This is a genomic window from Nitrosomonas sp. ANs5 (assembly GCF_050584665.1).
GTDB lineage: Bacteria > Pseudomonadota > Gammaproteobacteria > Burkholderiales > Nitrosomonadaceae > Nitrosomonas.
Window position 1 is genome coordinate 42003 of record NZ_JBEUDO010000001.1, and the last position, 23227, is coordinate 65229.

Annotated in this window: 16 protein-coding genes; 2 read left to right on the forward strand and 14 right to left on the reverse strand. The window is 51.3% G+C overall.

Annotated features, from left to right (window positions below; genetic code table 11):
- Window positions 1–26: 26 nt before the first annotated feature.
- From ABTW62_RS00180 to ABTW62_RS00230, 11 genes are all read right to left on the reverse strand, one after another.
- Window positions 27–1655 (reverse strand): NAD(P)-binding protein, encoded by a 1629-nt coding sequence (locus tag ABTW62_RS00180; RefSeq protein ID WP_430902550.1) that lies wholly within the window; start codon window positions 1653–1655, stop codon window positions 27–29.
- A gap of 1051 nt (window positions 1656–2706) precedes the next feature.
- The gene (locus tag ABTW62_RS00185; protein ID WP_430902551.1) at window positions 2707–4236 is read right to left on the reverse strand and encodes a glutamate synthase subunit beta; all 1530 of its coding nucleotides are present in this window, start codon (window positions 4234–4236) and stop codon (window positions 2707–2709) included.
- A 102-nt stretch (window positions 4237–4338) separates the two neighbouring features.
- Complete coding sequence (gltB, locus tag ABTW62_RS00190) at window positions 4339–8961, reverse strand: glutamate synthase large subunit (RefSeq protein WP_430902552.1); 4623 nt, start codon at window positions 8959–8961, stop codon at window positions 4339–4341.
- 721 nt (window positions 8962–9682) lie between these two features.
- A complete protein-coding gene (locus ABTW62_RS00195; RefSeq protein ID WP_430902553.1) occupies window positions 9683–11026 on the reverse strand; it encodes a transporter in 1344 nt (447 codons plus the stop codon).
- 45 nt (window positions 11027–11071) lie between these two features.
- A complete protein-coding gene (locus tag ABTW62_RS00200; RefSeq protein ID WP_430902554.1) occupies window positions 11072–11572 on the reverse strand; it encodes a hypothetical protein in 501 nt (166 codons plus the stop codon).
- Window positions 11573–11596: 24 nt separating this feature from the next.
- Window positions 11597–12286: a C39 family peptidase gene (locus ABTW62_RS00205; RefSeq protein WP_430902555.1), complete on the reverse strand. Its 690-nt coding sequence runs from the start codon at window positions 12284–12286 to the stop codon at window positions 11597–11599.
- Between the two features lie 128 nt (window positions 12287–12414).
- Complete coding sequence (locus ABTW62_RS00210; RefSeq protein ID WP_430902556.1) at window positions 12415–12783, reverse strand: hypothetical protein; 369 nt, start codon at window positions 12781–12783, stop codon at window positions 12415–12417.
- Between the two features lie 125 nt (window positions 12784–12908).
- Window positions 12909–14276 (reverse strand): hypothetical protein, encoded by a 1368-nt coding sequence (locus tag ABTW62_RS00215; protein ID WP_430902557.1) that lies wholly within the window; start codon window positions 14274–14276, stop codon window positions 12909–12911.
- A 465-nt stretch (window positions 14277–14741) separates the two neighbouring features.
- Window positions 14742–14999, reverse strand: coding sequence for a hypothetical protein (locus tag ABTW62_RS00220; RefSeq protein WP_430902558.1), 258 nt, complete (start codon window positions 14997–14999; stop codon window positions 14742–14744).
- A 2-nt stretch (window positions 15000–15001) separates the two neighbouring features.
- Complete coding sequence (locus tag ABTW62_RS00225; RefSeq protein WP_430902559.1) at window positions 15002–15151, reverse strand: hypothetical protein; 150 nt, start codon at window positions 15149–15151, stop codon at window positions 15002–15004.
- A gap of 60 nt (window positions 15152–15211) precedes the next feature.
- On the reverse strand, window positions 15212–15802 hold the full coding sequence (locus ABTW62_RS00230) for a cytochrome-c peroxidase (protein WP_430902560.1): 591 nt from the start codon (window positions 15800–15802) through the stop codon (window positions 15212–15214).
- A gap of 541 nt (window positions 15803–16343) precedes the next feature.
- Between ABTW62_RS00230 and ABTW62_RS00235 the strand changes: the two genes are divergently transcribed.
- Window positions 16344–16583 (forward strand): DNA-binding response regulator, encoded by a 240-nt coding sequence (locus ABTW62_RS00235; RefSeq protein ID WP_430902561.1) that lies wholly within the window; start codon window positions 16344–16346, stop codon window positions 16581–16583.
- Window positions 16584–17330: 747 nt separating this feature from the next.
- On the opposite strand, the gene ABTW62_RS00240 is transcribed toward ABTW62_RS00235, so the two are convergent.
- Window positions 17331–18527 carry a pyridoxal phosphate-dependent aminotransferase gene (locus ABTW62_RS00240; protein WP_430902562.1) on the reverse strand — a complete coding sequence of 399 codons (1197 nt, stop codon included), beginning with the start codon at window positions 18525–18527 and terminating at the stop codon, window positions 17331–17333.
- Between the two features lie 71 nt (window positions 18528–18598).
- Between ABTW62_RS00240 and uvrB the strand changes: the two genes are divergently transcribed.
- Window positions 18599–20698 (forward strand): excinuclease ABC subunit UvrB, encoded by a 2100-nt coding sequence (gene uvrB, locus ABTW62_RS00245; protein WP_430902635.1) that lies wholly within the window; start codon window positions 18599–18601, stop codon window positions 20696–20698.
- 191 nt (window positions 20699–20889) lie between these two features.
- On the opposite strand, the gene ABTW62_RS00250 is transcribed toward uvrB, so the two are convergent.
- Complete coding sequence (locus ABTW62_RS00250; RefSeq protein WP_430902563.1) at window positions 20890–21234, reverse strand: NrfJ; 345 nt, start codon at window positions 21232–21234, stop codon at window positions 20890–20892.
- A 45-nt stretch (window positions 21235–21279) separates the two neighbouring features.
- Entirely contained in the window at window positions 21280–22869 is a 1590-nt protein-coding gene (locus ABTW62_RS00255; RefSeq protein ID WP_430902564.1) for an alginate export family protein, read from the reverse strand.
- Window positions 22870–23227: the final 358 nt, after the last annotated feature.

Below are 23227 nucleotides of genomic sequence, written 5' to 3' on the forward strand. Positions count from 1 at the left end.
CGAGTTCAAGCGTTTGCATGCATTGTTTACTCCGGCTCCGCTACCATTTCTATGGCATGACAGGGACATTGCTCGAAACAGACCGCGCAACCCGTGCAGAGATCATAGTTGAAGCGGTAACGCTTACCCGGCCCCAGCTTGATGACGGCATCCTCCGGGCAGGCGCCATAGCAACCATCGCATTCAAAACAATTGCCACAGGAGAGGCAACGCTGGGCTTCATAGCGTGCTTCCTCTTCATTCAGGCCACCTACGATTTCGTTGAAGTCATAGGTGCGGGTTTCGGCTTTCAGCTCAGGCTGCGTCTGTTGCGGTGCGAAAGTCTGATACCAGGTATGCAGGCGTTCAAAGCCGGCTATCGGATGTTTGGGGGGGCTGGAGTAGGGCCGGCCACGCAAATAGCCATCGATGAAGCGGGCCGCTTTCTTGCCGTGACCGATGGCAATGGTGACGGTACGTTCGCTCGGTACCATGTCACCACCGGCAAAGATCGCTGGGCAGCCGGTCATCATGTCTGGCCCCGCTTTCACCATGCCATCCTGGTCGAATGTGATGCCTGGCACATTGCGCAAGAAGCTGGTATCGGTCTCTTGGCCGAGGGCGAGCACGAGTGCATCGGCTTCCAGTGTTTCATATTCTCCCGTGCCAACCGGCTGGCCGTTTTCGACACGCATAATCTCGACCTTGAAGGATTGCTGGTCAATTTCCTTAATACTGCGCAGCCAGTTGATTTTGACCCCTTCCGAGAGCGCTTCATTCACTTCGGAATCAAAAGCGGTCATGTGCGTGCGATCCAGGCGGAAGATGATCAAGGGCTCATAACCCAGGCGCTTGGCAATGCGGGCGGCATCCATTGCCGTGTTGCCACCGCCGTAAATGGCTACCCGCCGCCCTAATTGCGGGGCAGAGTCCGTGTTTGCATTTTTCAGGAAAGTGAGCGCATCGAGGATTTTTCCTGCATCGCGTGCGGGAATGTCGATTTTCTTCGACAGGTGCGTGCCAATAGCAAGGAAGACGGCGTCAAAATGGCCTGCGGCCTTCTCGGCCAGCACATCTTCCACTTTATGGTTGAAGGTCATTTTGACGCCGATAGCTTCTACTTGCTGGGCCTCGGCTGCCAGCACATTGCGCGGCAGCCGATAGGCGGGAATGCCAAAGTGCATCATGCCCCCGGCAACCGGACCCGCGTCCCGTATTTCCACCTCGTGCCCCAAGCGGCGCAAGTGATAGGCGGCCGACAATCCGCTGGGACCTGCGCCGATCACGAGCACGCGTTTGCCGCTAAGTGCGGCTTCAAAGCGCGGCTGCCAGCCTGCTTCCAGCGCTTTGTCGCCAAGAAAGCGTTCCACTGCATGGATGCTTACCGGTTCATCCATATGTGTGCGGTTACAGCTATCCTCGCAGGGGTGATAACACACTCGTCCGAGGATGGCTGGCATGGGATTGTCCTCGATGAGTTTTTGCCAGGCTTGTTCATATTGTCCCGCCATGGCCAGCGCCAGCCAGGCTTGAATATTTTCACCTGCCGGGCAGGCATGGTTGCAAGGGGGGAGGAAATCCTGGTAAATCGGACGCTGCTTGCGTAGCGGGCCTGTGCCTTTGGCATGGCGGAGCAGATCGGGAGAAGCAGTAAGATCGGTTTTGTTCTGGGACATAGTGAATTATCCTGGATCTTTCCATTGAACGTTGCCAACCGGTTCAGGGACATGGCATTTCATGGTATTGGCGGATTCACCTGCTCAGCCAGCGTAAGTGTTTTAGAGCAGTATTTGTTTTGTCGTTCCCAAGGTAAATAAAAGCAAGGTGAAAGGCCAAAATTTTCCCGGCTCGATAGGGTCTTTTAGTACGAGTCTGACAGACTAGTACTCCGTTCCGCCAAACCGCTTACATGAAATCGCGCCTTCGCCTGTCATGCGTTGTTGCAAATCCTCGCCATAGCTACGGCTATGACTGCGGTTTGCGCCTAGTCTGGCAGGCGAATCCATCGATTTCATTTGTAAGCTAATTGACGGAACGGCGTACTAGAACGAACAAGCTGTACCCGATCGACCCGAACGAGAGGGAACACCTTTGTTCAGTGTCAATGAAAACTGCTGAGAATGCAATCCCCAAATAACGTTTGGCGCTATGTGGTGGGCTGGGGAATGCATACAGACTACCGATCCAAACATTGGAACCGGGGCGGGTCGATGAATGGCCGATAGCCTTTGGCTTGTCAGAATTGATGGGTTAGAAGTAGTTGTACATCAGGTAGATATATCCAGCAATAAAAAACGAGGCAACTATTATCACTGCCTTTTTCATTATCCATATCCTCCATTTCTGTTGAAATTGATTTTAATATTTTAACGCAATGGCTTAATCACGCGAATGCCTGTCCCTGTCACGAAACTAGCTTCGGCAGGTGTGGCATGCATTCACGCACCATATGACTTGTGACAGAAAAGCTGTTTGGAAAATTCCGTTTCAGGTCCATCTCTTCAACGTCATAGCCATTGCGGCGATGCATGGCTGCCGTGACTTTGAACGCTACCTGAATTGTGGCGAGTGATTATTTTCGGCTGTCACCTTATGGCGGTGGCAGTGATTCGGGAAAAGTTGGCGTACATTTACCGCAAGGGCTGTCCGGCATGCTTGCCGGAAGTCAGAAATTTCAAACAACCTGATAATTTCATGCAATGGGAAATACAGAAAGCCAGCTTCCAGTCAATGACACATCATCGCTATATCTTGCGCGGCCAAGTCTCGGGTAGAAAGATAGTGATCAATCGCCCGGGCTGCCTCTCGGCCCTCTGCAATGGCCCACACAACCAGCGACTGTCCGCGGCGACAGTCTCCTGCAGCAAATATGCCTGGAATACTGGTTGCAAAATGACCATAGTCCGCCTTGAAGTTGGAACGATTGTCGGTTTCCAGGCCCAGGCTGGATGCAATGGATTGTTCTGGACCAAGAAAACCCATGGCAAGCAAAACCAGCTGTGCGGGAAAAATTGTTTCGGAGCCTGCGATTTCGGTAAAGGGTGCTTTGTCACTGGGTTTCGACCAGTCGATGCGTAGCGTGCGGATCGCAGCGACATGGCCATGTCCGTCATCGATAAATGCCTTGGCCAGGATCGCAAACTCTCTGGGGTCACGACCGAAACGAGCCGCTGCTTCCTGATGTCCATAGTCGATCCGGAAAATCCGTGGCCATTGCGGCCACGGATTGCCGGCAGTGCGTTGCAACGGTGGCCGTCCCAGCAACTCAAAATTGATCAAGGATTTGCAACCATGACGCATGGCCGTGCCGATACAGTCGTTGCCTGTGTCGCCGCCGCCAATGACAATCACATCCTTGTTTCTGGCAGAAATAAGGGGCGTTGTCACCTGGCCATCATCCAGCAACATCTTGGTGTTGTGATGCAGAAAGGGCATCGCATAATGGATTCCATCCAGCTGGCGCCCCGGGATCGGCAGATCACGCGGACGCGTGGCGCCGCAGGCCAGCAAAATAGCGTCATAATCACTCTGCAGTGCATGAATATCGATATAGGTGATGGTTTTGTCGTCTGCCTGGCTGGCGGACGGTATGTCATTGCCAACTATGTATGTGCGGGTGATAAATTTGACGCCCTCGGCCTGCAATAAATTGACGCGCCGCATCACGACTGTTTTATCCAGCTTCATGTTAGGAATGCCATACATCAATAGACCACCGACACGATCATGGCGCTCAAATACAGTGACGCTATGGCCGGCCTGATTTAACTGATCCGCTGCCGCCAATCCGGCTGGACCACTGCCGATGACCGCGACTGTTTTACCGGTGCGATGGCTTGGCTGTTTGGGCGTTACCCAGCCTTCGGCAAAGCCACGGTCGATGATTGCACATTCGATATTTTTGATCGTGACCGGTAAATCGGTAATCCCCAATACGCATGCCCCCTCGCATGGCGCCGGGCATACGCGGCCGGTGAATTCCGGAAAATTGTTGGTTTTATGTAATCGATCCAATGCTTCCCGCCACCGGCCCTGATAAACCAGATCATTCCATTCCGGAATGAGATTGTCGACCGGGCACCCTGTTTCGGACTGACAGAATGGCACGCCACAGTCCATGCAGCGGGCACCCTGGGTTTTCAGGTGTTTTTCCGCTACCGGGACAAGAAACTCCTGATAAGATTTGAGCCGCTTGGATGGGTCCGCATAAGGAACTGTCTGGCGCGGATATTCCTTGAAGCCTGTTGGTTTGCCCATATGAACACCCCCTCGTTGCAATATTGGGTGGCAATTTCAATAATTAACGGGAGCCTGAGCAAGCGCATCAGCCTGGATCAGCTGCAGCCGGAATGATTGAATTCATTGGCTCATGACCAGTGTATGTTCGATACGCGCTGCTCCCAGTCCTGATTTCTCCACTTCATCTGCGCGCACAGTCAAGCCCAGCAATACACTTTGGTAGTCAATTGGCATCACTTTTGTGAACGCGGTCAGTGAATGTTCCCAGTTATCCAATATGTTTCTGGCGACGGTCGAGCCGGTATAGCGATAATGATTCTCAATCATTTCATGCAGCTCGATGATGTCCAATTTGTTTTCCATTTTCTCCAGTGTGACCGAGCCGGGATTGCAATGTGCCCTGAATCTGCTTGCAGGATCCCAGACATAGGCAATGCCGCCAGACATACCTGCCGCAAAATTACGACCGGTCGGGCCAAGGACGGCCACCCGGCCGGCTGTCATGTATTCACAGCCATTATCGCCAACACCTTCGACCACCGCATGGGCGCCGGAATTGCGCACACAAAACCGCTCGGCCGCCATGCCCCTGAAATAGGCTTCCCCGCTGGTTGCGCCATAAAGCGCGACATTCCCGATGATGACGTTTTCTTCGGGTGCGTATGTCGCGCAGCGGGGGGGATAAATAATCAGTTTGCCACCTGACAATCCTTTGCCCACATAATCATTGGCTTCACCTTCCAACCGGATGGTGATCCCGCGCTGCAGCCAGGCAGCGACCGACTGGCCGGCCGAGCCGGTGAGCTTGATTGTGATGGTATCGTCCGGTAAGCCGGCAGCGCCATAGGCCTTGCATAACGCATGGCTGAGCATTGTGCCGACGGTGCGGTGTGTGTTGAAAATGGGCAGATCGATAATCACTTTGTCGCCGGATTGCAGGGCAGGGTGGGCCAGCCTGATCAATTCGTTGTCCAGCGCCTGTTCCAGGCCGTGATTCTGCTTGATCTGCTTGAAGCGGCCAACATTCTGACGATAAGCAGGCGGTTGTGCCGGCGTTAGAATCGGAGAAAGATCGAGGCCATGATTTTTCCAATTGCGGACAGCTTCATTGGTTTCCAGCATCTCTACCTGGCCGACCATCTCTTCGATCGTGGCGAAGCCTAATTCTGCCATGATGCGGCGTGTATGTTCCGCGACCATGAATAGGTAGTTGATCACATATTCGGGCTTGCCTGCAAAGTTTTTGCGCAGCTGCGGATCCTGTGTGGCAACACCAACCGGGCATGTATTCAAGTGGCATTTGCGCATCATGATGCAGCCCAGAGTGATCAAGGGGATCGTGGCAAATCCAAATTTTTCGGCGCCCAGCAGGGTGGCGATGACCACGTCACGACCGGTTTTGAGCTGTCCATCCGTCTCCAGTGAGACCCGGCTGCGCAAATCGTTCAATACCAGTGTCTGGTGCGCTTCACTGATGCCCAGTTCCCAGGGAAGGCCAGCATGTTTGATACTGGTCCAGGGCGATGCGCCGGTGCCGCCATCATGTCCGCTGATGAGGATGTGATCGGCATGGGCTTTGGCCACGCCTGCGGCAATCGTGCCGACACCCATCTCCGCGACCAGTTTTACACTGATGATGGCAGATGGATTCGCATTCTTTAAATCATAGATCAGCTGAGCCAGATCCTCGATGGAATAAATATCATGGTGCGGGGGGGGAGAGATGAGCCCGACACCAGGGATGGCGTGGCGTGTTTTAGCTATGATCCGGTCCACTTTGTAGCTTGGCAACTCGCCACCTTCACCTGGCTTGGCGCCTTGTGCCATTTTAATTTGCAACTCATCCGCGTTGGCCAGATACCAACCGGTGACGCCGAAACGCCCTGAAGCAATCTGTTTGATGGCGGAACGGCGCAAATCGCCATTTTGATCGGGGATGAAACGGGCAGGGTCTTCACCACCTTCGCCGGTATTGCTTTTGCCGCCTATGCGGTTCATCGCTATCGCCAATGTTTCATGGGCTTCGCTGCTGATTGAGCCAAAGCTCATTGCGCCGGTACGGAATCGCCTGACGATGCTGGCTGCTGATTCGACTGCTTCCAGAGAAATGGCGGGACGCACATTCTCTCTGAATTTGAACAGACTGCGTAAAGTGCAACGGTTGCGATCATCCGTGTCAACGAGCTTGGCGAATTGCTCATAGGCCTCGCCGCTATTGGTTTGAGCGACTGTTTGAAGCAAGGCAATGGTTTGCGGGTTCAGGGCATGCTTTTCGCCCTCGGCCCGCCAGTGGATCTGGCCATCGTTGGATAGGAGCGGCGATCGGGCCGGTTGACGGCGTGGATAGCCTGCTGCATGGCGCTGCAGGATTTCATTTTCCAGCACTGCCAGATCTGCGCCATCGATGCGACTGGCGGTGCCGGCGAAGCACCGCTTGATGACCTGTTGACTCAGGCCGATGGCCTCGAAAATCTGTGCGCCTTTGTAAGAGGCCAGTGTGGAAATGCCCATTTTTGCCATGACTTTCAGCATGCCCTTGGCTACCGCCTGGTGATAGGCAGTCACTATGGCGTCATCGCTGTCGAAGACCGGCGGCAATCGTCCTTGATGCCGATCTTGCCATAAGACCTCGAAGGCAAGATAAGGGTTGACTGCATCCGCGCCATAGCCTATCAGCAGGCAATGATGATGCACTTCACGCGCCTCGCCAGTTTCGATCACGATCCCAAGTTGTGAACGTTTGCCTTGCCTGACCAGATGCTGGTGAACGGCACCGACGGCCAGCAGCATGCTGCTGGCGACTCTTGCCGGACCGATATTTCGGTCTGACAATACTACCAAGGAGTAACCTGCTGTCACTGCGGCTTCGGCCTCGTGGCAAATACGCGCGAGTGTTTGGTCCAAGCCCTCGCCACTTTTGTTCACATTCCATGTGATATCGATGGTGAGGGTTTTCCAGCCGTAATCCGGTCGAATCCTGTCAATTTGCTTGATGGCGGACAATTGTGCATTGCTGAGTATCGGTTCAGGCAGATAGAGTCTGTGGGCATGCTGTTCAGTGGTGGTCAACAGATTGCCTTCGGGGCCGATATAACAGGCCAGCGACATGATCTCCGATTCCCGAATGGAATCGATGGGGGGGTTGGTCACCTGTGCAAATAATTGCTTGAAATAGTCGTAAAGCAGTCGCGGCTGTTCACTGAGTACCGCCAGCGCGGCATCGTTTCCCATCGAACCGATTGGATCGCGTTTTTGTAGAATCATGGGGCGCAGGATAAATTGCAGGGTTTCGGTGGTATAACCGAACGCCTGCATGCGCGCCAGCAGAGCCTGAGGATCAGGCTCATGCGTCTGTTGGCGGTGAGCGGGCAAATCCTCCAGACGGAGGCGTTGGTGCGCCAGCCAGCGGGCGTAGGGGCGGTGTGAAGCCAGCGTGTTTTTGAGTTCATCGTCCGGAATCAGGCGACCCTCATCCGTGTCGACCAGGAACATATGGCCGGGTTGCATGCGCCCTTTGGTTTTTACCATGCTCGCTGCAACCGATGGCAATACGCCCGCTTCGGAGGCCATGATGACGCGATCGTCATGCGTGATGGTAAAACGGCCGGGACGCAGGCCGTTGCGGTCCAGCACCGCACCGATATAGCGGCCGTCAGTAAACGTGACCAATGCCGGCCCATCCCAGGGCTCCATGAGACATGAAAAATATTCATAGAAAGCCCGTTTCTCCGCGGACATCAATGGATTGTTCTGCCAGGCTTCGGGGATCATCATCATTACGGCTTCGGGCAATGGCCTGCCCGCAAGCAACAATAATTCCAACACATTATCGAACACACCGGAATCACTGGTCGTCTGGTCGATGATGGGCAGCAGCTTTTTGAATTCCCCGGCGAACAAGTCGCTGTCCATCAACTCTTCACGCGCGCGTATCCAGTTGATATTGCCACGAAGCGTATTGATTTCACCATTGTGGCCCAGGAAGCGCATGGGTTGGGCGCGATCCCAGGAAGGGAAGGTATTGGTGGAAAAGCGCGAGTGAACCATCGCCAGATGGCTGCTGAACCTGCTGTCAAGCAAATCGGGATAATAAAGCGGCACCTGCCCGCTGGTCAGCTGACCTTTATAGACAATGACACGGTTATTCAGCGAGCATACATAGTATTTGTCCAGCAATTCAGGTCTTTCAGCCGCGATCCGGTGGTAGGCCTGCTTGCGCAGCAAATACAATTGCCTGCAGAAAGCGGGCTCGTCCAGATCGGGTGCGGCAGCAATGAACAGCTGCTCGATGGCTGGTTGCGTCAGTCGTGCGGAAAGACCGATATCGGCTTTGTCAGCGTCGGTCGGTAAAGTGCGCCAGCCAAGCAGGATTTGTTCCTGCTGGGTGATATAGTATTCCAGCTGTCGTTTGCAATAGGCCCGGTCATCCGGGTCTGGCGGCAGGAAAATGTTGCCGATACTGTAGCGGCCCGGCTCGGGCAAGTCGATGTCAAAGTCGTGCTGTGCGATTTCCCGCATGTAGGCATCGGGAATCCCGGTCAAAATACCTGCGCCATCTCCAGTATTCTTTTCGCAACCACACGCGCCCCGATGATCCATGTTGCGCAGCATGTCCAATGCATCAAGTACTAGCTGGTGGGAATGCCGGCCCTTGATATGCGTGATGAACCCAACACCACAAGCATCATGTTCGTCTGCTGGGTCATACAAACCCTGCCTTGGGAGAATGGTATTTCTCATCATCACTCACCTCCATGTGCTGTACTGATAGCGTACTCCCAAACGTTTGCTTAGGCTACTTTTAATTTGTCCTATTATCCCGGACACCAGCTGGGTGAATTTAAAAACAGCAGCTTATACTTCTATAAACAATATATTGACCGTATGAGAGAGTGTCGGACTGAAGATTATGGTGCATCAATGCGCTCTCTAGTACTTCGTTCCGTCAATTAGCTTACAAATGAAATCGATGGATTCGCCTGCCAGGCTAGGCGCAAACCGCAGTCATAGCCGTAGCTATGGCGAGGATTTGCAACAACGCATGGCAGGCGAAGGCGCGATTTTATGTAAGCGTTTTGGCGGAACGGAGTACTAGGTTGCCGCGCCGCATATACGGCTCGCAGCAACGATAAACGGTAGGGTGCGCTTGTGCACCATCCAGCCGGCGCTAAATTACGGTTGATGGGAAAAGTCTAGTTTCGCGATTTTTAGCTGCGTGAAGATGGAGGGAGAATGAAGATCTGCGATGCGTTGAGATCGGGAAATATCCGCAAGTGCTGAATGAATCGAAACAGATATGCCCTAGGAGGCTGTCCGAGAATAGACTGATCTACTGCGGACGATTTTGGCTGGCTGGATTTTCCGATCCTTTTCGTTGAATAGAACGACTATTCGCCTCAAATGATCGAAAAATCCCGCTCAACCAGCCTCGCCCTCGCTACGATCGCTATTCTCGGACAGCCTCCTAGAACATCATGGGCATTCTGAAATTTAAACGGATATCCTGCGCATCGCTGGTGGTGCCTATAGCGAATGATAGGTTCAGCGTGGTGAGCATTGAGTACTTGAAAGCATAACCGATTAGTAATTGTCCAATATCTAACTGGCTGCCGGGCAGTTTCCTGCCATTCACCCTGGAGTTGAAATTGTGGCGATGCGAGTAGCCGATATTGAAGGACGAACGTTCATTGATGCCAAATCCCATCCCGAAAGTAATGCCAACGCCATCACCTGGGTTGACCCGGATATCTTCTCCGCCGATGTTGGTCTCTTTGGTGCGGGCATTGAAGTTATAGCCCAGGTTAGCAAAGAAAACTGCCGGGTCGGAAGCATAAAGCGCAGTGATACTGGGCTGGAAACTGAAAAAACCGGCACCGGTCGGGACTTCAGTGGGAAATACTGCGCCGGGTACACCCTGAGCCTGCGCGTATTCTATATCGAACGGACCTTTGCCTGTCGGCACTGTAACGAACATATTTCCGACCAGGATAGGCCATCCGCCCGCTCCGGAGTTGAGCTGGTAGCGCGCAGCAAATTCAATGTCGCCCAAGCCATGTCCCGAAGCATTAAAAGTCTCATCGATCCCGGCACCAACGCTGATTGGCCGGGAGCGTTGTTCGTCAAAACGCGCCCGGTAAGGAATTCTTGCTTCCACCTCAAAACGATCGGTGACGCCATAGCGCCCGCCTAGACTTGCCATAAAGCTGTGACGGTCAATTTGGCGCACGTCTATCAAACCGACAGCGATTGCAGGTAGAAATGTGAATGCATCCAGAAATAGGCGATTGCTGTCGGTGAAGGAATATTCCAGTGTCGGTTCAATTACAAATTTCCCTTTGCGTGTCAGGACACCTCCGACCGTGTCGCTTAGCCTTGGCATTTCGGGCGGTCTCGGTTTTTCCTCTTTTTGTAAAGGCGCTTGCCCAACCGGGCCGGCAGGCATATTGGCAGGCTTTGCTTGCGCAGTAGCCTGACCAGGGCTTTTATTAACCGGCCTGCTAGGTTGTGCGGTCTGAACGTTGCCGGCAGGACTCGGGGCAGGGGGCTGACTTGATTGAGCCGATTTGGCGGGCTGTTTGGAAAGGCTATCGAGACGAGTTTTGAGTTTTTCTATTTCCTTTCCCTGCTCAATAATGATACGGCGTTGTTTCTCGAATTCTTTTTGTTGCTCCGCAAAGAGCGCCTTGTATTGCTGGAGTATCTCGTCTGATTCGTTTGTTTGCGGGAATGCTGTGGTAGCGATTGACAGACAAAGGACAAGAAATGGGTATTTTATGATTTTCAGTGATAAAGCAATTTTGTTGCGCACATTCCTCTCCGCGATCGACAGCTTTTACAATCTCAGCCTATTGAACTATTTTAACCCAGGCATGATAAAATCAGTAAAAACCCGATGATCGCTGTTAATTATTTCTGCATTCTGCAGATTGCTGATTTCTATGTTGATTTCCGTGATCGTGCGGATCTGTTGGCCATCCAATGTATTCTGGATGAAGGAACCCATTGCTGGTGTCATGACGGAGTCCGCGACCAAATTCTGAATGCCGTTTTGCAGCAATAAAGTGTCTTTCGGCGTTTGAAAATAGGATGAGAACAGTTCGTTGCCATTCAGCATGACGATTTTTTCCAGATTCAAATCAATGCGTACGCCATTGGGAAGAATAAACCCGCCTCTCAATTCATCGAGCTCATCATCTGTCGCCCGTTCCCAATTGTTGTCATGATCAAAAGCTGAGCGATAAGCCACGTTATCCACACCTTCGGCTGTTGCCGGTACTGACAAGCAGGTGAAGGTGGCTGTTAGAAGAATCGCTGGAACATTGACTTTTTTTTGTTGAACGTTGCTGGTTTCCATTGTTCCTCCCTCTCCTAAAAGCGCCTAGCGGAAATCCCAGGGCCCAGGACGTAACACATTAAAAATTGCTAAACTGGAGTGATCGACAGCGTCCCCCAAAGGCGCTAACCGATCCGCCCATTCCTGACGAGCTTGCTGATAGGATACTTCAGGATCTAGGTTGCCGTGAATCAGAAATAAGATACGATTACCCCACATTTTTTCGAATTCATGTCTGGCGATAATCTTTACCCCTTGCGCTGGATCACCCACCAATATTTTATGGGTATCGACACCCTTGATAATGACAAAATGCATGTAACCCTTGTCATTGATGATGGTGATGGCGGGGCTACCGGTGGAGTACAATTGGTCCAGGTTTATCTTGAAACCATCCGAGGGATACCCTCTTCGTTCGAGATAGAGCTTCATATCCAGCATGGAAAATCCTTCTTTCTTGATTTTCTGTTGATTGCCATGCTGAAACATGTCGACGAAAACGGATTGCTCATCGACGATATCGTCATAATGATAAGTGAGCAGGCTAGCCAGCGCAGCCGAACCGCAACTGAAATCAAACTGCTGCCGATAGACGGTACTGAAACGGCGCTCGGCAAAACTTTTTCCCTGAATGTTGAAATTACCCCCGCCTGCTATGCCGACCAGCTCTATGCCAAAGGCGGTGCCGCCAGTCATTATCCAAACTATCAGAAGCAGTGTCGGTCGAAGTTTCATGTCTGGCTCTCGGGGTCTGTGAAATGGTTGCTTGGTTATTACGGCAACAATTTTGTAAAATACTTACGAATTCAGCTTCTTGCCAAGATATAGTCTGCCTGAATTATTGCTCAGGATGTGCTTGCTTATTAAGGCAAAATCGTGACATTGATGATTGTGGAATCCTGTATCAATACATTATTACCTGAATTCTGGATGACTGAAAACATACCACCTGCACCGGCAAAGGAGCCGTGATCAATAATATTGAAGCCACTGGTATTATTGGTTGCATTGTTATCGGTAAGTGTCGCGCGTACATTCATGTTGTTGAGTGTTGTTATATCGATTCCCTCCCGTCCTCGTGCATTGTCCAGTTCCTCAATCGATGCTTTATCGGCGTGAAAAAGAAGCGTACCTTCCCAAAACTCCTCTGAATCAGGCGCAGCAGCATACAGCATATTAACCGGGATTGACATCGCCAAAGCAATGAGACTTTTTCTGATCATGGTATCCATATCAAACCCACCTTTCTAATTTACGCTCGCGTATCCAGCCTGGAAAAAAGCTGGCAAGCAAGCTGAATCGAGCATGACTTGCCAGCTATCCATATCAACTAAAGCAGATTAAACGTGATCAATCGTTACTGATTGACGTTTACGTTGCCTTGGAAAGATACTTGTTGCTGAATCAGTGAGCCTGATCCTGAATTTTGTGCAACTTGGTTCAGGCCGGCAGCACCATTGAATGAGTCGCCAATTGAATTGTGAGCGAATGGAATTGCATTCTCGCCGTGCCCGTCAGTTGAATCAACTCCGACACCCGATACAGTACCATCCAGTGTGGCGTTGTTAACAGAATAGGTGTAGTTGCTGGTTGCATCACCCCCGTTGGATGCCGCGCTACCATTGTCGGCACTGGTCATGCTGTGATCGCTGTTATTGGTGTTATCCACCGTAGTGGTGCTGTTGTTGTTGGCGGCTGCCGAATTTTCAGATGCGGCGGCATAGCTGTTGTCGCTGTTGTCGCTGTTATCAACTGTAGCAGTGCTGTTGTTGTTGGCAGCTGCCGAATTGTCGGATGCGGCGGCATAGCTGTTATCGCTATGATCGCTGTTGTCTACCGAAGCGGAGCTGTTATTGTTTGCGGATGCAGACCTTCTTTCAGCGGCGGCATAGCTGTTGTCGCTGTTATCAGTAAGGCTGTTATCGCTGTTGTCAACCGTGGCGGTACCGCCATTGTTGGCAGAAGCAGCGCCGCCATCTCCTGCGGCCGATGAATAGCTGTTGTCGCTGTTATCATCGGTGTTGTTGAACGAGTCGGTGGCGGTCTGGTTGTATGAGTCGTTGATACTGTTGTTGGTGTTATCGCTATTGTCTGCCGTAGCGGTGCTGCCATTGGTGGCTGAAGCATTGCCGTCACCAACTCCTACAGCAGCTTCGACAGCGATACTGTTGTCACTATTGTCGCTGTTGTCAGCCACGCTGTTATCGCTGTTGTTGCTGTTGTCGCTATGGTTGCTATTGTCGCTGTTGTCAGCCACGCTGTTATCGCTGTTGTTGCTGTTGTCGCTATGGTTGCTATTGTCGCTGTTATCAGCCACGCTGTTATCGCTGTTGTTGCTGTTGTCGCTATGGTTGCTATTGTCGCTGTTGTCAGCCACGCTGTTATCGCTGTTGTTGCTGTTGTCGCTATGGTTGCTGTTGTCGCTGTTATCAGCCACGCTGTTATCGCTGTTGTTGCTGTTGTCGCTATGGTTGCTATTGTCGCTGTTGTCAGCCACGCTGTTATCGCTGAAGTCTTTGTTGCTATCCACATCGCCAACAGTCGATGTGCTGCCTTCACTCGAAGCAGCGGTACCCGTGCCTTCGGCATAGGAATTAACACTGGCATGCTGATCGCCTTCAAAACCTTCGGCCGCAGTGTTGGTCGGGTTGGCCCAAGCGTTACCTGCTACACCAAATGCAAGAACGATACTGGCAACCAAGACTTTCTTGGAAAACTGTTCCATGGTATTTCTCCTTTGATATCGTGGATTAAGAAACAAAAAATATTTGAAAATATTTTTTATATCTTGAAATGCCATCGAGGCTATTTGTCTCCGATTGGAGACGGTACCTCTTTGGTGTTTTTATCGTAGGTGATACTTGGAATCTTAGCAATAATGCAATTGCATACAAAACAGGACAACGTACTTGAATTTGACTGCAAAAGTTGCCAAAACAAAAATATTTTCGAGTTTCGGTTTGAAAAAACCTGGATGTGATCTGCGGATGCACCGTTTTTATATCCCGCCATTAGGGATTCTGGTGCTGGTGAGGAAAGGATAAAACGTCTATTCAATAGTTAATCCGTAAATCTACCAATAATTCCGGATTCTCCAATCGGGTGAGGCGGCTTGCACCCTTTTCATGTACAAGACCGGGTGTCAGTTTTTCTGAGATTCTGCCGCGCTTTATTGAAGAATCCGGGCTGCTTATTCTCTTTCTTTGTCGGTCAAGGCTCCGAAGAATAGTTTTACGTCCTTGACAAAGCCTTCGCCCACTTGCCGACCCAGCTGATGTTTGGCCATCAAGCGAATGGCTTCGTCCAGTGTTTCGACGGACCCATCATGAAAATAGGGGCTGGTTTTGGTGATGTTTCTGAGGCCGGGCACCTTGAATACTTTTTTGTCACTTTCGATGCCCGTGACTTCGTATCGACCCATGTCGGCGGTTTCATAGGGTTCGACCATGCCTATTTCTTGAATGAATTACCGCCCAGCGCCACACCGTTATGGCAGGTAGCGCATCCCATGTGGATGAATTTCCTCAGCCCTCTTTGTTCGGCCTGGCTGAGTGCCTCCTTATCGCCATTGAGAAAATCATCGAAACGAGAGGGCGTCAACAGCGTGCGCTCGAAAGCGCCAATGGCAATGCCGATGTTCTTATATTGGAAGGGATCATCCTAGCCTTTGAATGCTTCTGGAAAAAGTGTTTGATAGGCTTCGATTTTTTTTAATTTGTCGATGACGGCAGCTTCACTCGGCATGCCTATTTCTACTGGATTCAGGATGGGTCCAAGGGCCTGCTCTTCGACATCTTTGGCACGGCCATCCCAGAATTGGGCAATATGTAGCGCGGCATTGAGGGTGGTGGGTGAGTTTCTGCCGCCGCGTTTGCCTGCATGGCCGGGTGAGGTCGGTTCGTTATCCACACCAAATTTGTCCAGGCGATGACAGGAATTGCAAGAAATGGTGTCGTTGACCGAAAGCCTGGGATCCATGTAAAGCACTTTGCCAAGTCTGATCAAGGCTGCGTTCTTTTGCTCGTCAATGATCGAAGCGGGGAGTGGCTCAAAAAATAGTTTAAGGGTTGCTTCATCCAGTTCCGGGCCACCACCACGCATGCCACCATGATGCTTGCCCCCATGTTCGCTAGCATGCTTTCCGCCATGATGTCCACCTCCATGCATGCCACCTTGATGACCCTGCTCATGTTGAGCGTATGCCTGTGCACTTACACTTAGCAGCAGTGCCAGGAGCAATATTTTTTTCATGTTGCCTCCGTAAAATATGGGCGTGATTGCCGCCAGCTTCATTTGAGAATATCAAACTCTTATAAAGAAATGTTGCTGCAGGTTTACATTCATTATTAAGCATTACAAGAAAATTGATAAATTTATTGTATACCTGATAAACGTGAATCTGTTATTTCTCGCTAGCGTCGCCAGCTTTCTTGCGGTTGCATGCACAAAAGATTTCGACTTGATTCCTGCGTGGGAAATGCCACATGCATCAAGATCGGTTATGACTAATGTTGGGGGGGTGGAACATCGATCTAAGTCGGTGCGGTTTTGTGTGCCGGATGAGAGAACGTGTCGGAAAATTTTACAGCCAGTCAATGCTATAAAAAGACTCTGGTTCTCAATGTTTTTAAATCAAAAGTTTATATAAGTTGGCATAAAAATTGCTTGCATGTTATATGGGGCATGACTTTCCATGAGGGGATAGGCATGTAGGCAAATCAATTTGCTTGTGTAGAGTACACAGACTTTGACCGTTTTCTGTTTTAAAAAATAAAAAATATGGAGATCAAGTATGAGTAAAAGGCAGTCCGGACGTTTGTCCCCATCTTTTTATACTTTGCTGGAAGCAAGTCTTGAAAAGAAGACGACCAATACCAAAATACTCGCGCAGCACTTGAATCGTTCTCCGGCGACTGTGCGCACGCAATACCAAAGAATTATGGAGCGTTTGGGTGTTCACTGCCGATACGAAGCATTGCGTACGGCTGAAGAAATTGGACTCATCAGGCGAGATAAACGTATCAACATCTAGGTTTTAAGTGATTCGGGCTTCTGAATGAAAGGCCTCCGGGTCACTCTGATACCAGCGGCATGCGCTTGGAAATTTCCGTTTCAGAATCATCTCCTCAACGCCGTATCCCTTGCGGCGATGCATTGTCGCTGAAAAGTGTCTGCATGGCTGTGGTCCGTTGGGCCTCGCCATGAACTATGAACTGTACTTCAAGTCAAGCAGATTCTGGAAAAAAATTTTTGCCTCAGCTATTGGGTGCGCTTACGCACCATCCAGCCGACGTTAATTCAGGTTGCCGGAAAAAGATCTGGCTTCGCGGTTGTCAGCTGTGTGAAGGATGAACATGTACCCAGCAATAATTTATCATCGGTTTTATGGTGCGCAAGCGCACCCTACCGCCGCGCTCTACCAGCTCTGCATTGGATGGCTTCACATCTTGATGCTGGGTGCCTTGCCAGGCAGCAGGGTAGGTTGCCCATAGTTTTGAAATAGCAGTACGTATTCGTATTAACAGACATCATGCTGTTGCATGATCAATCGAATCCAGTGTTTCCAAACAGCTTCTTAGGGAAGAGTGCATAAATCATTTGTTTCGCTTGTCTATGAGATGAAAGCCTACTTCATATCATGGCTATTCCGCTGCCACGCAGTTTAGCCGGGTAACCCGATTGTGCTATGCCTCTTGTTCCAGCATAAAAGTTAGATTTCAATAAATTGCCTCTGCCTGTCGATGAGGCTGACCTGAAGCAGGCATTTCCCAGCCATTTCTCAGGAATCGATTAAATTTCCCACGCGTTCGATCGCTTTGCGCAGATTATCCATCGATGTCGCAAAGGACAACCGTATGTAACCCTCTGAACCGAAAGCCGAGCCGGGGACCACGGCGACACCTGCTTTGTCCAGCAAATAGGCGCTGAAAGCAATATCGCTATGATCAGGCAGCAGCCGTTGGGCCGCTAGCTTGTCGATTGCCTGGCGAACATCAGCGAAGGCATAAAAAGCGCCCTGGGACAGCAGGCATTGTATGCCCGCTATGGCATTCAGGCTGTCGGTCAGAAATTGATTGCGTTCTTTAAAGGCGGTGATCATGGGGACCATGCAGGATTGATCCCCATTCAGTGCGGCTTCAGCCGCCATCTGGGCAATGGAATTAGGGTTGGATGTGCTCTGCGACTGGATGTTTTCCATAGCGGTAATGATTGCTGCCGGCCCGCCGCAATAGCCGATCCGCCAGCCGGTCATGGCATAGGCTTTGGAGACTCCATTGAGTACAATAGTGCGCGGTTTTAGATCGGGGCAGGCATCCAGGATGTTTACGAATCGACCACCCGTCAACAGGATATGCTCGTACATGTCATCGGTGGCGATCAGGATTTGGGGATGTTTGCGCAATATCTCACCCAGTGCCTGCAGCTCTTGCACGCTGTAAACACTGCCCGAAGGGTTGCTGGGGCTATTGATGACAAACATCCGGGTGTTGGGTGTGATCGCTTTTTCCAGCTGCGCCGGGGAAATCTTGAAATTATCCTCGATCCCGGTTTGAATAAAGACCGGTTTGCCTTGAGCGATCAGGACGATGTCGGGATAGGAGACCCAGTAAGGGGCGGGGATGATGACTTCATCGCCGGGATCGATGGTCGCCAGCACCAGATTGAAGAAGCTTTGCTTGCCGCCGGAAGACACCAGAATTTCTCCAGCGGTGAAATCCAGTGAGTTTTCACGTTTGAACTTGGCAATGACCGCCTGTTTCAATGAGGCAGTACCACCGACGGCCGTATATTTGGTAAAACCATTCTGAATGGCCGTCACCGCAGCATCCTTGATATGCTGCGGGGTATCGAAATCGGGTTCACCCGCGCCAAGACCGATGATATCCTTTCCTTCCGCCTTGAGTTTAGCGGCTTTGGCGGTGACTGCCAGCGTAGGCGAGGGCTTGATGGCTTGAACACGTTGCGAGAGTTTCACGAGAGGGCTCCTGAAGTTTGCGGTTTCCGCATGTTAAAATCAATTTTATAAATTTTGTGGCAATCAAACCCGTGATTATTACCTTTCCCGGCAGCCCTTACAAGCTCAATCAAGCATTTCAGCCCGCGGGCGATCAACCGGAAGCGATTGCCAGGCTGGTGGAAGGCGTCGATGCGGGCTTGTCCTTCCAAACCCTGTTGGGCGTAACCGGTTCCGGCAAAACGTTCACGATCGCAAACATGCTGGCCCGTCTGGGGCGGCCGGCCATTATCATGGCACCCAATAAAACCCTGGCTGCCCAGCTGTACGCAGAAATGCGCGAGTTTTTTCCGGAAAATGCAGTTGAATATTTTGTTTCCTATTACGACTACTATCAACCGGAAGCCTATGTGCCATCCCGCGACTTGTTCATAGAGAAAGATTCAAGCATTAACGAGCATATCGAGCAAATGCGCTTGTCCGCCACCAAATCCTTGCTCGAGCGGGATGACGCGATCATCGTTGCGACCGTGTCCTGCATTTACGGGATCGGCGATCCGGTCGATTATCATGGCATGATTCTGCACGTGCGTGAACATGAAAAAATCAGCCAGCGCGAAATCATCCAACGGCTGGTGGAAATGCAATACCAGCGTAACGAGTTTGAATTTGCCCGTGGGACTTTCCGCGTGCGGGGAGATGTCCTGGATGTCTTTCCAGCGGAAAATTCCGAAACCGCGCTGCGCATCGACTTGTTCGACGACGAGGTGGAAGGCCTGGCGTTGTTTGACCCCTTGACGGGCCGTGTGCTGCAAAGAGTGTCCCGCTACACGGTTTATCCCTCCAGCCATTATGTGACACCGCGCAGCACCACTCAGCGCGCAATCGAAACCATCAAAGTGGAACTGGCCGGGCGGATGGACTATTTCTATGAAAACCACAAATTGGTGGAAGCCCAGCGCCTCGAGCAGCGTACCCGCTTCGATCTCGAGATGCTGAACGAACTGGGTTTTTGTAAAGGTATCGAGAATTATTCGCGCCATCTTTCGGGCCGCCGCCCTGGCGACCCGCCGCCGACGCTGATCGATTATTTACCGGACAACGCCTTGATGATCATCGATGAGAGCCACGTGACCGTACCCCAGGTCGGCGGAATGTACAAAGGGGACCGTTCAAGGAAGGAGAATCTGGTTGCCTATGGTTTCAGGCTGCCCTCTGCGCTCGACAACCGGCCGCTCAAGTTCGAAGAATTTGAGAAATTGATGCCACAAACGATTTTTGTTTCGGCCACCCCGGCGGATTATGAAATACAGCGCAGTGGCCAAATTGTGGAGCAGGTAGTGCGGCCTACTGGCCTGGTGGATCCGGGCATCATCGTGCGGCCCATTGCTACGCAGGTGGATGACCTGATGTCGGAGGTTTCAATACGTGCCGCAAAGGGAGAGCGGGTGCTGGTTACCACGCTAACCAAGCGCATGGCCGAGGATTTAACTGATTATTTTTCCGATCATGGCATCCGGGTGCGCTATCTGCATTCCGATATCGATACGGTCGAGCGGGTTGAAATCATCCGGGATCTGCGCCTCGGCAAATTTGATGTGCTGGTCGGCATCAACCTGCTGCGGGAAGGGCTGGATATTCCGGAAGTGTCGCTGGTCGGCATTTTGGATGCGGACAAAGAGGGATTCTTGCGTTCGGAGCGTTCGCTGATCCAGACCATGGGCCGGGCCGCGCGCCATGTTAATGGCACAGTAATTCTTTATGCAGACCGGATCACTAATTCGATGCGGCGCGCTATAGACGAAACAGAGCGGCGGCGTAGCAAACAGACGTTATTCAATCAGCAGAACGGTATCGTACCGCGTGGAATCAGAAAGCGTATCAAGGACTTGATCGATGGCGTGTACGACAGCGAGAATGCTGAAACACATCGCAAGGTGGCACAAATTCAAGCACGTTACGCTGCCATGAGCGAAACGCAGCTTGCGAAAGAAATTCAGTCACTGGAGAAGCGTATGCTGGAAGCGGCAAAAAATCTTGAATTTGAACTGGCCGCCCAGTGCCGCGATGAAATCAAAAACCTCAAAAACAAGTTGTTCATAGGTATGGTCGATCCGGAAGCGAGCGGGGCAATACCGGAAACTGCCGCCAAAAAGCCCGGCAGGAAATCGAGTAAACGATTGCGAGCCTAAGGAGTCGCTCATAAATAACTGCAACACTTGGATCGCATCTGGCGGGCGCACTGCGGCGTTACTCGTCGTCGCCATAGGCCTTGCTATGACTCCTCCTCTCGCCTTGCATTGCATCCCACCAGACGCGCCCAATTGTCACACTTATTCCTTCACGGCTCCTAAGCGGTTTTGGCGGACTTGTTGGGGGTGGCTTATTGCGCGACTTTGACCTGTGTGGACGTGACAAAGACCAATTTGTCAAAGGTCCGGTTCAGCGTTTTGCTGGTGAAATTGTGCATGGTCATGTTTTCCACAAAACGGATGTGGTCGCCATTTTTGACTTTGGTAGTCGGTGCGGCAATCCAGAATTTTTTCGCACCATTGGACAGCTCGATATAGGTATAGCCGGTGGTGTCCATGGTAGAGACCACGATTCCTTCATCCGAGGGAAGGGTGGCAGCGTTCGCCGAGTGATTATCGGCGTGTGCCACGAGCGGATTCAGGCTCGCAAAAAAAGTGACCAATGCCGTAGCAAGTACCATTCGAAGCAATTTCATAGTTTTCCTTTGTTGATTGAATAGAAAGACCCGATTCGACCGCGCCTAAAAGCGGAAATTGTATTGCGCGTAGAACAGATCGGGGGATACGCCGGGTCGCTGGTTTTTGACGAATTTTCCGGTAAAAAGTTTGGAATAACCCAATAATACGTCCTGATGGCGGCTTACGTGAAAGTTGATTCGAAAATCAATTTCATCGCCGATATGACTGCCTGATTGACCGGTTATGTCTCGCAGCGTTCCTGCCCCTGCTGCGTTGTAAAGATAATCGCGCTTGTTGGCCAGGTAGAAACGGTGGTACTGCCCGATGAATGTAAACCATGGCTGCGGATGCAGGGTCAGCTGGGCATTAAAATCATGAATGTTCTGCCGGCCTACCCGATCCATGAACCCCAGGTAGTAATGGCCAAACGGGAACAGATGGTGAAAAGTAGTGCTGCGGCCATCCTGATGGTTCTTGTCACCCGAGGCAAAATCATAGCGCAACCAAAGCTGTGGATTCATCGGCCAAGTGAAATGATATCCCAGACCGGAGGCAATGGAAAATGCCGAGATGTCGAGTCCGGAGCGCTTACCGAACTGATACATGCCTTCCAGCTCGTAGCGATAGCGTTGATATTCGCCCGCCCAGCGTCCGCCGAGGGTATGCAATTCCGAATCTCCATCCAGAATGTTGCCTTGCTGGATATTTGCCGGCGAGACTATTCGATTATCGATCAGGCTGAGATAATAGAAATCGAGCGTTTGGCCCTGCAAGGCTTTATAGGTTCCCCACAAACCAAAAAAGTTGCGATCTGTGTCCCAATTGTCGAACTGATTCGGCTCGGTAATCATCGGACGAACCCAGAAAGCATCGAGATCGAAGACCGGGTTGTGCCAGAAGGTTTTGACGCCCTGAAAGGTGCGGCGCGTGTTTGCCCAGTCCAGTGTCGAGATCAGCCGTTGTGAACCATATAACAATTCCTGGCGGCCAACCCGCAAGTAAGCAGGGCCATTCTGGAATTGTCCCAGTTTGATATCTGCGAACAGGTTGAGCATGTCAGTATGATTCTTGTCGATCCCGAGCGCGGGCAGATCCAGTCCCACTGCGCGTGCATCCAGGAATTCTGCAAACAATCTGAAACGATCCTGGTACCACAAATCAGCATGAATGCGGGTGCGCAGCAAGTGGTGATTGTTGTTGATGCCCGCGGCATTCAGGCGGCTGTCTGTTTCATGCATGTAGCGATACCAGAAACTGCCACCAAATGAGAGCAGCCAGTTATCACCCAGATGGATGCGTTTGATGGCGTCGAAAAAATCCGGTTCATAACCGGGCTGCTCCAGGTAGCGAAAATCAATATCAAAGGCTGAAGTGGGCAGCAGTGCAAAGGGGGCATAAGGCGCAAGCGGTGGTTTTTCACGCTTGTTTCCCGTCAACATATCCCATACCGAATAATAGCCAGGGCCTGAAGGAGGCTTGAAAAAGATGCCGACTCGCGGTAGCGGGGTGACAGGCGGGGCTTCGGACCAGTCAAATGCCGTCTCGCCGGCGTTTGGGTGCTCGGTGGCGAATGTCTGGCTGGTCCATCCAAATGTGATAACCATTATGCTCATGGCTGCCAGCTTTAGCAGAAACAGGATAGATTTATGCATTTTGAGTAAGAAATGAATAGCGGGATCGCTTAGCGTTTATCGAAAAAATCAATTATTTTATCAAACAGAGCCTCGATTCTGGAAGATTAGAAACTAAACCTAGGAGGCTGTCCGAGAATAGCGATCGTAGCGAGGGCGAGGCTGGTTGAGCGGGATTTTTCGATCATTTGAGGCGAATAGTCGTTCTATTCAACGAAAAGGATCGTAAAATCCCGCTCAATCAGGCTCGTCCGCAGTAGATCAGTCTATTCTCGGACAGCCTCCTAGTATCAGCAAATTTTGCGTATAGTTGCCATCCATGCCAGAATAAAAGACATATCGTCATAAAAGCATGCTTGCTGAAGTTGTTTTGCACTGC